The 12019-nt window shown below is 60.3% G+C and carries 11 protein-coding genes and 1 pseudogene; 7 read left to right on the forward strand and 5 right to left on the reverse strand.

Annotated features, from left to right (window positions below):
- Nucleotides 1-8: 8 nt before the first annotated feature.
- Together ACA059_RS07450 and ACA059_RS07455 are read left to right on the forward strand one after the other, a co-directional pair.
- On the forward strand, nucleotides 9-815 hold the full coding sequence (locus tag ACA059_RS07450) for a DUF4892 domain-containing protein (protein WP_497633275.1): 807 nt from the start codon (nucleotides 9-11) through the stop codon (nucleotides 813-815).
- A gap of 69 nt (nucleotides 816-884) precedes the next feature.
- The gene (locus tag ACA059_RS07455) at nucleotides 885-1940 is read left to right on the forward strand and encodes an AI-2E family transporter (RefSeq protein ID WP_095132397.1); all 1056 of its coding nucleotides are present in this window, start codon (nucleotides 885-887) and stop codon (nucleotides 1938-1940) included.
- 141 nt (nucleotides 1941-2081) lie between these two features.
- On the opposite strand, the gene xopAW is transcribed toward ACA059_RS07455, so the two are convergent.
- The 3 genes from xopAW to ACA059_RS07470 form a co-directional block, all read right to left on the reverse strand.
- Nucleotides 2082-2930 carry a XopAW family type III secretion system calcium-binding effector gene (gene xopAW, locus ACA059_RS07460; protein ID WP_497633276.1) on the reverse strand — a complete coding sequence of 283 codons (849 nt, stop codon included), beginning with the start codon at nucleotides 2928-2930 and terminating at the stop codon, nucleotides 2082-2084.
- Between the two features lie 245 nt (nucleotides 2931-3175).
- Nucleotides 3176-4228, reverse strand: a complete 1053-nt coding sequence (locus tag ACA059_RS07465) for a sensor histidine kinase (protein WP_497633277.1) — start codon at nucleotides 4226-4228, stop codon at nucleotides 3176-3178.
- Nucleotides 4228-4986, reverse strand: a complete 759-nt coding sequence (locus ACA059_RS07470; RefSeq protein WP_497633278.1) for a response regulator — start codon at nucleotides 4984-4986, stop codon at nucleotides 4228-4230. Before ACA059_RS07470 ends, ACA059_RS07465 begins: the two co-directional genes overlap by 1 nt.
- A gap of 292 nt (nucleotides 4987-5278) precedes the next feature.
- On the opposite strand from ACA059_RS07470, the gene pyrF reads away from it, so the two are divergent.
- Nucleotides 5279-5977 carry an orotidine-5'-phosphate decarboxylase gene (gene pyrF / locus ACA059_RS07475; protein WP_178122744.1) on the forward strand — a complete coding sequence of 233 codons (699 nt, stop codon included), beginning with the start codon at nucleotides 5279-5281 and terminating at the stop codon, nucleotides 5975-5977.
- An 87-nt stretch (nucleotides 5978-6064) separates the two neighbouring features.
- Here pyrF and ACA059_RS07480 read toward each other — a convergent pair whose 3' ends face one another.
- Nucleotides 6065-7069, reverse strand: a complete 1005-nt coding sequence (locus ACA059_RS07480) for an NADP-dependent oxidoreductase (protein WP_497633279.1) — start codon at nucleotides 7067-7069, stop codon at nucleotides 6065-6067.
- On the reverse strand, nucleotides 7066-7203 hold the full coding sequence (locus ACA059_RS07485; protein ID WP_497633280.1) for a hypothetical protein: 138 nt from the start codon (nucleotides 7201-7203) through the stop codon (nucleotides 7066-7068). Before ACA059_RS07485 ends, ACA059_RS07480 begins: the two co-directional genes overlap by 4 nt.
- A gap of 101 nt (nucleotides 7204-7304) precedes the next feature.
- On the opposite strand from ACA059_RS07485, the gene ACA059_RS07490 reads away from it, so the two are divergent.
- From ACA059_RS07490 to ACA059_RS07505, 4 genes and pseudogenes are all read left to right on the forward strand, one after another.
- On the forward strand, nucleotides 7305-8066 hold the full coding sequence (locus ACA059_RS07490) for an SDR family oxidoreductase (protein ID WP_497633281.1): 762 nt from the start codon (nucleotides 7305-7307) through the stop codon (nucleotides 8064-8066).
- A 185-nt stretch (nucleotides 8067-8251) separates the two neighbouring features.
- Nucleotides 8252-9643, forward strand: a complete 1392-nt coding sequence (locus ACA059_RS07495) for an aminotransferase-like domain-containing protein (protein ID WP_497633282.1) — start codon at nucleotides 8252-8254, stop codon at nucleotides 9641-9643.
- Nucleotides 9644-10630: 987 nt separating this feature from the next.
- Nucleotides 10631-10855, forward strand: a pseudogene (locus tag ACA059_RS07500) (HAMP domain-containing protein); the annotation flags it as partial.
- Nucleotides 10853-11716, forward strand: coding sequence for a methyl-accepting chemotaxis protein (locus tag ACA059_RS07505; RefSeq protein ID WP_375154723.1), 864 nt, complete (start codon nucleotides 10853-10855; stop codon nucleotides 11714-11716). The pseudogene ACA059_RS07500 and the gene ACA059_RS07505, both read left to right, overlap by 3 nt.
- Nucleotides 11717-12019 lie beyond the last annotated feature (303 nt).

Here is a 12019-nt window from a genome sequence, read left to right on the forward strand (position 1 = left end):
GTCTATCCATGCGTTCATTCAGTCTGCTGGCGCTGTGTTGCTTCAGTCCGCTGTTATTTGCCGCCGATGTCCCGGGCAGTCAGGACCTGCCGATCGTGCCGCGTATGGCCGATGCGCAGATCGTTGACTATCGTCCGGTCGCCGAACTTGAGCGGATCTATCCACTGGGCTCGATCCGCAAAATCAGCGGCCAGTTGCGCTTTGACGGCCAGGTCGCTGCCCGAGGGCAAACCACTTCGGTAACCTACGAGTTGCCACCGGAGCATTCCTCCACCGAGGCCTTCACCGCCGCGCGTGAAGCCTTGCAGAAGCAGGACGCCCAGTTGCTGTTCTGGTGCCAGGCCCGTGATTGCGGTGAAAGCAGCCTGTGGGCCAATGATGTCTTCGGCAATGCCAAGCTTTATGGCGCTGATGATCAGCAAGCATATTTGCTGTTGCGCCTGGCGGCCCCACAGGACAACACGCTGGTGGCGCTTTACAGCATCACGCGCGGCAATCGAAAAGCGTATCTGCACGTCGAACAGTTTGACGCCGCCGCGCCGCTGGGTGACTTGCTGCCGACTTCTGCAACCTTGCTTCGAGAGCTCAAAAGCACCGGTGAACTCGATTTCCCCAAATTGACCGGCGATCCTGACGATACCTGGTTGCGCCTGATCTCTCGTGGGCTGAATCTGGACACCACGTTGCGGGTCAGTGTTTCCGGGCCGAAGGCCGAAGCCTGGCGACAGGCACTGATCGGGCAGGGTGTGCGTACCGCCAGGATGGAAGCGGGTAGCGTCGAAGGTGCTGGCTTGCACATCGAACTGTTGCGATAAGCTTTATCAGGCGAACGTACAAGCTACGTTCGCCTACTCTTTTGCGGACTGACTTTTTTCGAGATTTAGATGATCAATAACGATCGGCTGTTGGTGCAGATCCTGCTCCTGGTGCTGTTTGGCGCGAGCTTCTGGGTGATGGCGCCGTTCTGGTCGGCGCTGTTCTGGGGTGCGGTGCTGGCGTTTGCCAGTTGGCCGCTGATGCGTTTGCTGACGCGTTTGCTCAACGGTCGCGAATCTCTGGCGGCCGCAGTGCTGACGCTGGGCTGGATGTTGCTGGTGGCGTTGCCGTTGGTTTGGCTGGGGTTCAACCTCGCGGACCATGTGCGCGATGCCACGGCGTTCATCAAGGATGTGCAGGTGGACGGGCTGCCGGAAGCGCCGACCTGGCTGGGCAGTATTCCCTTGGTGGGCGAGCGGCTGGTGGGAGTCTGGAACAGCATCGATCAGCAGGGCGCGGCGATGATGCTGGCGGTCAAACCTTATCTGGGCCAGGTCGGCAATTGGTTGCTGGCGCGCAGTGCGCAGATTGGCGGCGGGATACTTGAGCTGACGTTGAGTATCGTCTTCGTGTTCTTTTTCTACCGTGACGGGCCGCGTCTGGCGGCGTTTGTTCATGGGTTGTTGGAACGTCTGATTGGTGACCGTGCCGGGTATTACATTGAATTGGTGGCGGGCACGGTGCAGCGGGTGGTGAACGGCGTGATCGGGACGGCGGCGGCCCAGGCGGTTCTGGCGTTGATCGGGTTTTTGATTGCCGGGGTGCCCGGGGCGCTGGTGTTGGGGATCGTCACGTTTTTGTTGAGCCTGATCCCGATGGGGCCGCCGCTGGTGTGGATTCCGGCCACGGCCTGGCTGGCCTGGAAGGGTGAGTACGGGATGGCGGTGTTTCTCGGAATTTGGGGGATGTTCATCATCAGTGGCGTCGACAACGTGCTCAAACCGTACCTGATCAGCCGGGGCGGTAATTTGCCATTGGTGATTGTCCTGCTCGGGGTGTTTGGCGGGCTGATTGCCTTCGGGTTTATTGGCTTGTTCATCGGCCCGACGTTGTTGGCGGTGGCCTACAGCTTGCTGAACGACTGGAGCAAGAGTCAGGCTCGGGTTGAGGATCGCCGGCCCTGAGATTTTTGTTGGAGATTAGGGCCTCTTCGTCGGAACGCCGCCCGGAGCAAGCTCGCTCCCACATTGATTTTGTATCGATAACAAATTATGTGATCAATGCAGATCAACTGTGGGAGCGAGCCTGCTCGCGATGCTTTTGACTTAGGTCGCGACGTTCAGGTATTTACCCACGGTCGCCACGTTGTCGAGCGAGTACTGCTTGCTCAGGTTGGCGATCATTTTGTTCAGGGCTTCGGTCACGTTCGACTGATCGGTGGAACTGTCGGTGTTTCGCTCGCGGCCGGCTTGTAACGCCGCTTTCAACTCGTCGCTGCTGACGCCGCCACTGCTGTCGCTATCCAGCACTTTGAGCAACGCAGCGCTGGTATCGGTGCCGGTCGATGAGGTGCTGCTGGTCTGCAACGCGCTGGTCAGTTCGGTGGCGGTGACACTGCCGTCGCTGTCCGCATCGAGCTGGCTGAACAGTTCCTCGCTGGACACTTGTTGAGGTGGCGGCGGAGGAGGGGCGAGGCTGGCGGCGAGTTCGTCCTGGCTGACGGAGCCGTCTTCGTTCTTGTCCAGAGCCGAGAAGATTTCTGTGCTGTCGGCGCTGCTGCCGGCGTTGGCCAGGCCGTTGCTCAGTTCATCGCTGCTGATGGCGCCGTCACCGTCGGCGTCCAGGGCGCTGATCAGCGCGTCAGCCAGTTCGGTGTTCGGTGCCTGGTCCCGTGGCGGTGGCGGTGGCGGGGCCATCGCGGCCATTTCTTCGCTGCTCAGGCTGCCGCTTTCGTCGCTGTCCAGGTCGGCGAAATTCTGGCTTAGGCTGACCAGTAGGCCGTCGTCGGTTTTCTGCGACAGGGCGCTCTTGAGTTCATCCTGATCCACCGCGCCATCGCTGTTGCTGTCGAGTTTGGCGAGCAATTCTTTCTGAAATTGCTGACTGCGGGCGGAGCTGGTTGTGGTGCTACTGGTGCTGGTATAGCTCGTGTAACTGCTGACGCTACCGATCATTGCGCTCACTCCTTGGAATGGATAACCGGTGGGTGCACCGGCTTATGCAGCCTCAAGGGGCAAGTTGTCGCGGGTATGTGAGGTTTGTACCGAACGGTACACAGAGCACGACGGATCCTGTAGCAGCTGGCGAAGCCTGCGTTCGGCTGCGAAGCAGTCGTGAAATCAAGCGCTGCGTTCTTTCAGATTTATCGAGGAGGAAAATTGACGACTGCTGCGCAGCCGAACGCAGGCTTCGCCAGCTGCTACACGGATCGAGGTAACCGTATAACGGCGGTCAAACCACCACCGGGCGTTTCTTCCAGGCTCAACTGTCCGCCCAGGCGTTCGGCCGCCTCGCGGGCGATGGTCATGCCTAGCCCGACCCCGCCGGAGTTGCGGTTGCGCGAACCTTCCAGGCGAAAGAACGGCTCGAACACAGCTTCACGTTTATCCGCCGCAATACCCGGCCCATGGTCGATGACCCGGATCACCAGGGTTTCGCGCGTGTCTTCGAGCGTAATCATGGCCTGCCCGGCATAACGCAGGGCATTGTCCAGCAGGTTGTTGATGCACGAACGCAAGGCCATCGGCTGCACTTGCAACGGTGCGCAGTGGCCGCTGGTGAGCACATCGGCGCCCTGGTCCTGGGCGTTTTCACTCAGGGATTCGACCAGCGCCTGCACGTCCATCCATTGCAGGACCTCACTGGTGCGCTGCTCGTGCAGGTAGGTGAGGGTGGCGTCGAGCATGCTGATCATGTCGTCCAGATCCTGACGCATCTGGCCTTGCAGCTTGTTGTCGTCGATCTGCTCCAGCCGCAGCTTGAGCCGCGACAACGGCGTGCGCAGGTCGTGGGAGACGGCGCCCAGCATCCGCGAGCGTTGCTGCACTTGTTCACGAATGCGTTGCTGCATCTTGTTGAAGGTGTGTGCCGCTTGCCGTGCTTCCCGTGGGCCGGACTCATCCAGAGGCGGGCTGTCGAGGTTTTCGCTCAGTCGCTCGGCCGCATCGCTCAGGCGCTGGATCGGCCGGCTCAGCAGTTTGGCGCCGTACCAGGCGGCGATGATCAGCGAGACCAGCTGAAAGGTCAGCGGCACCAAGGGGCCGCCGAACCACGGCCGCGGTGGCCGATTTCCGAAGCGCGGGTCCATCGGCGGGCGCTGTCCGTCGAAGTTTTCGGAAAACCCCGGCGGCGGAGGGGGCGGCGGCGGGCCGTAATAGTGAAACCAGAAAAACGCCAACAAGTGCGCCAGGATGATCGCCACCAGCAGCATGCCAAACAGGCGGCCGAAGAGCGTATCGAAGCGCGCACGCATCAGCCGATGTCTCTGGCGTCGAACAGATAACCCTCACCGCGAACGGTTTTGATCAGTTGCGGGGCTTTGGGGTCATCACCGAGTTTCTGGCGCAGGCGCGAGACCAGCAAGTCGATGCTGCGATCAAAGGCTTCGATCGAGCGACCGCGAGCAGCATCCAGCAATTGTTCGCGGCTGAGTACCCGGCGCGGACGTTCGATGAACACCCAGAGCAAACGGAACTCGGCGTTGGACAGCGGCACCACCAGGCCATCAGCGGCGATCAATTGGCGCAGCACGCTGTTCAGGCGCCAGTTGTCGAAACGGATGTTCGCCCGTTGTTCGGTGCGATCGTCGCGTACCCGGCGCAGGATTGTCTGGATGCGCGCCACCAATTCTCGCGGTTCGAACGGCTTGGCCATGTAATCGTCGGCACCCAGTTCCAGGCCGATGATCCGGTCGGTGGGTTCGCAGCGGGCAGTGAGCATCAGGATCGGGATGTCCGATTCGGCGCGTAGCCAGCGGCACAGTGACAAACCGTCTTCGCCGGGCAGCATCAGGTCGAGCACCACCACGTCGAAATGCTCCGCTTGCAGCGCCAGGCGCATCGCGGCGCCATCGGTGACGCCGCTGGCGTGAATGTTGAACCGGGCCAGATAGTCGATCATCAATTCGCGGATCGGGACGTCATCGTCGACGATCAGGGCGCGAATGCTCCAGCGTTTGTCGTCGCCGGGCGCTTTTTGATCGTCGTTCACAGGTGTGTGGAGGTTGTGCATGCGTGCGTTCATCTGCCAGGTAGGCTGCCAACCACAAAGATGGGCTGCGAGGTTGTGGTTTCAGCATAGGCGTCCGGCCCGGAGGCGGGAAGTGCTGTAGGACGTGTTGCGGCTGCCGAAGGTAACGTTGAAGGGTGTTGCAGGCGTGTCATGTGTGTATCTGACTCGACACAATGGGTGCAAGGGCTAGTCTTGCTTGAGCCGCCTCGACGAATTACCGATCATCGGGTCCCGCAGAGGCGCTGGTTCCGCTACAATGCGCGCCGATTTCGACCTGCCTGAGAGCCCACTCATGTCCGCCTGCCAGACTCCTATCATCGTCGCCCTGGATTTCCCCACCCGTGACGCCGCACTGAAGCTGGCCGATCAGTTGGACCCGAAGCTGTGCCGGGTCAAAGTCGGTAAAGAACTGTTCACCAGCTGCGCTTCGGAAATCGTTGGCACCCTGCGTGACAAGGGTTTCGAAGTGTTCCTGGACCTCAAGTTCCACGACATCCCGAACACCACCGCCATGGCCGTCAAGGCGGCTGCGGAGATGGGCGTGTGGATGGTCAATGTGCACTGCTCCGGTGGATTGCGCATGATGGCCGCGTGCCGCGAAGTGCTCGACCAGCGCACCGGTCCGAAACCACTGCTGATCGGCGTGACCGTGCTGACCAGCATGGAGCGTGAAGACCTGGCGGGTATAGGTCTGGATATCGAGCCGCAGGAGCAAGTGTTGCGCCTGGCCGCGTTGGCGGAAAAAGCCGGGATGGACGGTCTGGTTTGTTCGGCTATGGAAGCCCAGGCCCTGAAATCTGCGCACCCGTCGTTGCAACTGGTGACCCCGGGGATTCGTCCAGCGGGCAGCGCCCAGGACGATCAGCGCCGCATTCTGACGCCGCGTCAGGCGCTGGATGCCGGTTCCGATTATCTGGTGATCGGCCGTCCGATCAGCCAGGCCGCGGATCCGGCCAAGGCGTTGGCAGCTGTGGTTGCCGAACTGGCGTAAAAAGATCGCAGGCTGCGCCAGCTCCTACAGGGGAATGGGATCCCGTGTAGGAGCTGCCGAAGGCTGCGATCTTTTGTTTTACGGCTTTTAAACCTTCAGCACCAACTTCCCGAAATTCTCGCCGCTGAACAACTTCATCAGCGTCTCCGGGAACGTCTCCAGTCCTTCAACAATATCTTCCTTGCTTTTGAGTTGCCCCTTGGCCATCCAGCCGGCCATTTCCTGTCCGGCGGCGGCGAACTGCGCGGCATAGTCCATCACCACAAAGCCTTCCATCCGGGCGCGGTTGACCAGCAACGCCAGGTAGTTGGCCGGGCCTTTGACCGCTTCCTTGTTGTTGTACTGGCTGATGGCACCACAGATCACCACCCGCGCCTTCATGGCCAGGCGACTCAACACCGCGTCGAGGATATCGCCGCCGACGTTATCGAAATACACATCGACACCTTTCGGACATTCGCGCTTGAGGCCGGCGTGGACGTCTTCGTTTTTGTAATCGATGGCACCGTCAAAACCCAGTTCGTCGATCAGGAACTGGCACTTGTCCGCGCCCCCGGCAATGCCGATGACGCGGCAACCTTTGATCTTGGCGATCTGCCCGGCAATGCTGCCCACTGCGCCGGCCGCGCCCGACAGCACCACGGTGTCGCCAGCCTTTGGCGCGCCGACATCGAGCAGGGCGAAATAGGCGGTCATCCCGGTCATGCCCAGCGCCGACAGATAGCGGGGCAGAGGCGCCAGTTTCGGATCGACCTTGTAGAAACCTCGTGGCTCGCCGAGGAAGTAATCCTGCACGCCCAGGGCACCGTTGACGTAGTCCCCGACCACGAAGCCCGGATTATTCGAGGCAACGACTTTGCCTACGCCCAATGCGCGCATCACTTCGCCGATACCGACCGGCGGGATGTAGGACTTGCCCTCGTTCATCCAGCCACGCATGGCCGGGTCCAGGGACAGGTATTCGTTTTTGACCAGAATCTGACCCGCAGCCGGTTCGCCGACTGGCACTTCTTGATAGGTAAAGGTCTCGCGGGTTGCCGCGCCCACCGGACGTTTGGCGAGCAGGAACTGGCGATTGGTCTGGGTTGTCATGACAGGCACTCAAGATGAATGAAGCCTTGTTGATAGACCTTCATGATCGATGCCGCAAGTTTGGCTGATGCGGCGAATGCACATCGATCCAGTGCAGTGATAGTCAAACCGGCGGTTTTATCACTGTTACTCATGGGCACCCAACCGGCCTCCTGATAGTGCTGCCGCACCGCGGGCCCTTGTGGCTAGATTGAGAATACGCGATCCCCCGCATCTTCTCTTCGAGGACATAACAATGAGCATGACGTTTTCTGGCCAGGTCGCCGTGGTGACGGGCGCTGCCAATGGCATTGGCCGCGCGACCGCCCAGGCATTCGCTGCTGAAGGCTTGAAAGTGGTAGTGGCCGACTTGGACGCGGCGGGTGGTGAGGGCACGGTAGCGCTGATTCGTACAGCTGGCGGTGAAGCCACCTTCGTGCGCTGCAATGTCACGCTGGAAAGCGATGTAAAAAATCTGATGGACGAGGTGGTCAATACCTACGGCCGTCTCGACTATGCCTTCAACAATGCCGGCATCGAGATCGAGAAAGGCAAGTTGGCCGAAGGCACGGTCGATGAGTTCGACGCGATCATTGGCGTCAACGTTAAAGGCGTCTGGTTGTGCATGAAGTATCAGTTGCCATTACTGCTGGCCCAGGGCGGCGGTGCGATCGTCAACACCGCATCGGTAGCTGGCCTTGGGGCTGCGCCGAAGATGAGTATTTACGCGGCGTCGAAACATGCGGTGATCGGCCTGACCAAGTCGGCGGCTATCGAATACGCCAAGAAAAAGATTCGGGTGAACGCGGTGTGTCCGGCAGTGATCGACACCGACATGTTCCGCCGTGCCTATGAAGCCGACCCGAAGAAAGGTGAGTTCGCCAATGCCATGCACCCGGTCGGGCGCATCGGCAAGGTCGAGGAAATTGCCAGTGCGGTGCTGTACCTGTGCAGTGACGGCGCAGCGTTCACCACGGGGCATTCGCTGGCGGTGGACGGTGGCGTTACGGCGTTCTGAAACCAGGCACTGCAACGTAGGAAAAAACCCGCATTTGTGCGGGTTTTTTTTCGGTTCCTTAAAGGTGCCGGGGCAATGTGTTTCAAATGGTTAGAACTGAGGGTTTTGGGGGCGTTGTCGCACAGCTGATCGGCCGATCCTGTGATTAACTGTTTCCCGCAAAACGGACAGGAGTTTGCTTGCTCATGGAGTTGAGAATCGATCGACAGGCATTGGTGCCGGTCGTACAGCAAATCGTCGACGCGTTAGCCAGCTGGCTCCGTCGTGGCGAGGTGCCGCCGGGGACGCGTTTGCCTTCTGTGCGGCAAATCGCCCGGATCAATTTGCTCAGTCAGTCCAGCGTCGTTGAGGCCTGTGAGCGTCTGGTGGCTCAAGGGGTGCTCGCGTCGCGTCATGGCGCCGGTTTCATAGTCGCCATGCCAGCGCTGGCCGCTCAGGGGCAACAGGATTGCCCCCGGTTCGAGGGGGCAGAAGTGAAGCAGGGCGGCACCTCGGGCGAACTCAAACTGGGGTGCGGCGGACTGCCCGAGAGCTGGCGCGAAACTGACGACCTGAGCTACGCGATCCGTCAGGTCAGTCGCTCCGACATGGCCGGCCTGTTCAACTACAGCACGCCGCTGGGCCTGCCAGCCTTGCGCCAGCAGATTCACAAACGGCTGAAACAGCTGGATATCGTGGTGGAGGAAAGCCGGATCCTGACAACGGCGGGGGCCAGTCAGGGGCTGGACCTGATCGTGCGGACCTTGTTCAAGCCGGGTGATTGCGTGGTGGTGGAGAATCCCGGTTATTCCTTGCTGTTCGATTTGCTCAGGCTGCACGGGATCAGCATGATCGAGGTGCCGCGAACCCCGCGCGGGCCGGACGTTGAAGCGCTTGAGGCGCTGCTGGTTAAGTACAGGCCCTGCGGGATCTTCATCAATAGCTTCTATCACAATCCCACTGGCAGCAGCCTGGCGCCGGCGGTGGCGCAGCGGGTTCTGCAACTGGCCAAAACTTATGGCCTTCTGGTAATCGAAGACGATGTCTATGCGGATTTTCACAGCGGCCCCGGTACGCGCCTCGCTGCGTTAGGTATCGATGACAACGTGATCTACGTCGGCAGCTACTCCAAAACCCTCAGCAGTTCGTTACGGGTCGGTTTTGTAGTGGCCGGCGCCGGGGTTATTTCGCAACTGGCCGAGGTCAAGATGATCAGCAGCATGGGCGCTTCACGGTTTTGCGAGTCGGTGTTGGCCAGCCTGTTGGCCAGCGGCGCCTATCGCAAATTGGTCCAGCGCCAGCGCCAGCGTTTGAGCAGTGACAGGGAGGCGGCGTTGCAAGTGCTTGAAGACGCCGAGTGGGAGGTGTTCGGCAAGCCGGTCGGAGGCCTGTTCATCTGGGCGCGATCGCGGATGTCCGACTACGCTCAGGTGCGCAAACAAGCCCAGCGCTTCGGTGTCCTGTTGTCTTCTGCGACGGCATTCAGTCCCACCGCAGAGGCCAATGACTGGCAGCGTATCAATGTGGCCTATGCCTGTGATCCGCGAGCCCGGGCGTTTTTTCAGGCCACCGCTCTGGATCGACCTCAAGCGTTCTGAAAACGACGTGAGCGTAGCTTTTTGCCATTATTCCGACGCCAGAGACTTGTGTTGACACAGGCCCGTTGCGAATCTGCGTCAACAGACTATGTCAGGGGACTAAGTGCAATGATTTCGGCCGTGCAAGGACGTTTTGCCAACCTCGGTATGGCGAAAAAACTGGGTGTCGGGTTTGTACTGGTGCTGCTGTTGACCGCCTTGGTGGCGGCCATCGGCGTATGGTCCCTGCAAACCATCAGCCAGCGCTTCGACGGGCTCAAGCAGATGTCGTCGCTCAACAGCGGTTTGCTCAAGGTGAGACTGCTCGAGCAGGAATACGCCTTGCACGGCAATCCGAAAACCGCCGATGCCCTGCACGAGGGCGTTGACGGCCTGATCGCCCTGGCAACCCAGTTGAAAGCGGCGTCTGCGGCCAACGTGCCGGTGATGAATGACGTCGAGCAGTCCCTGGGGGCTTACCGCAAGGCCTTTGACGAGTTCGTCTCGCTCAGCCAGGCCAAGGACCTGGCACTGGAAATGGCCAGTTGGTCGGTGTCCAGCGTGGCCAATAACCTCGACGTGTTGCAGGCCGGGCTGGCCGATGACGGCGCTTATACCTTGAAGGAGTCCGAAGGCAAGGACGGTGGTCAGTTTATCGAACAGGCCAATCAGGTCAGCCAGGTGTCGCGGTTGATGTTGCAAGCCATGAACGAAGCGCGTGTGCGCCTGGACCTGAGCCGCAAGGGCGACGACAGCGCAGGGCAGGGCAAGATCGAGCAGGCCGACCAGGCACTGACCCAGGCCGAGCAGCTGAAAACCACGGTCAAGGATGAGGGTTACCAGACGGTCCTCAATGAAGTGGTCGGACACATTGGCGGATTCAGCGAAAAACTCGCTGAGTACACCGGCCTGCTGGCGCAGGAAAAAACGGTCTATGAGCAGCTGCATCAGCGCGCCGCTCAGGTGGTGGCGCGGGTGGATCAGGCCTATGTCGCCGAAGACCAGTCAATGCAGGCGGAGCTGAAAAAGAACTCGCTGCTGATCATCGGTTCCTCGGCGCTGGCGCTGCTGGTCGGGCTGATTGCGGCCTGGGTGATTACCCGGTTGATCGTGGCACCGCTGCGCAGTGTGATCCGTGTTGCTCAACAGATTGCCTCTGGCGATTTGAGTGCAACGGTTGAAGTGACCCGTCGTGATGAGATCGGGCAGCTGATGCAGGCCATGCAGCAGATGGGCGCGGGGCTTAGCAGTATTGTCAGCGGTTTGCAGGCGGGTATCGAACAGTTGGCCAGTTCGGCGCAGTCGCTGTCGGCGGTGACCGAGCAGACCAACCTTGAAGTCAGCAGCCAGAAGGAAGAAACCGAACAGGTTGCTACCGCGATGAATCAGATGACCGCCACCGTGCACGACGTTGCGCGTAACGCGGAGGAGGCTGCCCAGGCGGCGCAGACGGCCGACGGCAAGGTTGAAAGTGGTCAGCAGGTGGTGCGCCAGAGCATGGCGCGGATCGAACAGTTGGCGGATTCCGCCACCTCGGCCAGTTCGAGCATCGAAAGTTTGAGTGCCGAGATCCAGAACATCGGTACGGTGCTGAGCGTCATCAAGAGTGTGGCTGAGCAAACCAATCTGTTGGCCCTCAACGCCGCGATCGAGGCGGCTCGAGCCGGCGAGCAGGGCAGGGGCTTTGCGGTGGTGGCCGATGAAGTGCGGGCACTGGCCAAGCGCACTCAGCAATCGACCGAGGAGATTGAACGACTGGTGAGCGCCTTGCGCTCGGCGGCTCAGTCTTCTGTTCAACAGATTCAGAACAGTGGCGAGCTGGTGAAGCTGGCGGTGAGTGATGCGTTGCAGACTGAGAGTGCGCTGGGGAGTATCGCGGCGGCAGTGTCATTGATTCAGCAGATGAACCAGCAGATTGCAGCGGCTGCCGAGGAGCAGAGTTCAGTGGCCGAGGAGATTAATCGCAGCGTCACGAGTATTCGGGCCAGTGCGGATCAGTCTTCGTTAGCGATGCAGGGGAATGCGGCTTCCAGTATTGAGTTGGCGCAGTTGGGGGTTGAGTTGAAGGGGATGGTGGGGCACTTTCGGCTCTGATTTTTGATTGGGTACATATCCGTTGCTGCGGTAACGGCCACTTAGGGTTTCGCCCTTACGGCGACTCACTTTTTTTTCAAACGCCAAAATAAAGTAAGCAAAAAAAGGCTCGCCCCGAGCGTCCGGCCCCTCGCTTAGGCTCGGCGTTCCTTCGTTCCGGTATCCATCCGGGGACACTGCCCTCCGGTCTGCTTCGCGACGACCTACATGCAGCGTGTTCGACTGCGTCGAACGGCGCTGCGCGCCACTCCCCGGATGAACACCTCCACTCAGCCTCCCGAAGGGGCGGGTAGATCAAAAGCG

The sequence above is a fragment of the Pseudomonas sp. LBUM1647 genome, assembly GCF_059716175.1.

What these genes read in the sequence shown, in the direction of transcription:
- ACA059_RS07490 (WP_497633281.1), top strand. Translation starts at nt 7,305, where the DNA reads ATGAGCATGACGTTTTCTGGCCAGGTCGCCGTGGTGACGGGCGCTGCC.
- pyrF (WP_178122744.1), top strand. Translation starts at nt 5,279, where the DNA reads ATGTCCGCCTGCCAGACTCCTATCATCGTCGCCCTGGATTTCCCCACC.
- ACA059_RS07495 (WP_497633282.1), top strand. Translation starts at nt 8,252, where the DNA reads ATGGAGTTGAGAATCGATCGACAGGCATTGGTGCCGGTCGTACAGCAA.
- ACA059_RS07455 (WP_095132397.1), top strand. Translation starts at nt 885, where the DNA reads ATGATCAATAACGATCGGCTGTTGGTGCAGATCCTGCTCCTGGTGCTG.
- ACA059_RS07450 (WP_497633275.1), top strand. Translation starts at nt 9, where the DNA reads ATGCGTTCATTCAGTCTGCTGGCGCTGTGTTGCTTCAGTCCGCTGTTA.
- ACA059_RS07505 (WP_375154723.1), top strand. Translation starts at nt 10,853, where the DNA reads ATGGGCGCGGGGCTTAGCAGTATTGTCAGCGGTTTGCAGGCGGGTATC.
- ACA059_RS07485 (WP_497633280.1), bottom strand. Translation starts at nt 7,203, where the DNA reads ATGAGTAACAGTGATAAAACCGCCGGTTTGACTATCACTGCACTGGAT.
- ACA059_RS07470 (WP_497633278.1), bottom strand. Translation starts at nt 4,986, where the DNA reads ATGCACAACCTCCACACACCTGTGAACGACGATCAAAAAGCGCCCGGC.
- xopAW (WP_497633276.1), bottom strand. Translation starts at nt 2,930, where the DNA reads ATGATCGGTAGCGTCAGCAGTTACACGAGCTATACCAGCACCAGTAGC.
- ACA059_RS07465 (WP_497633277.1), bottom strand. Translation starts at nt 4,228, where the DNA reads ATGCGTGCGCGCTTCGATACGCTCTTCGGCCGCCTGTTTGGCATGCTG.
- ACA059_RS07480 (WP_497633279.1), bottom strand. Translation starts at nt 7,069, where the DNA reads ATGACAACCCAGACCAATCGCCAGTTCCTGCTCGCCAAACGTCCGGTG.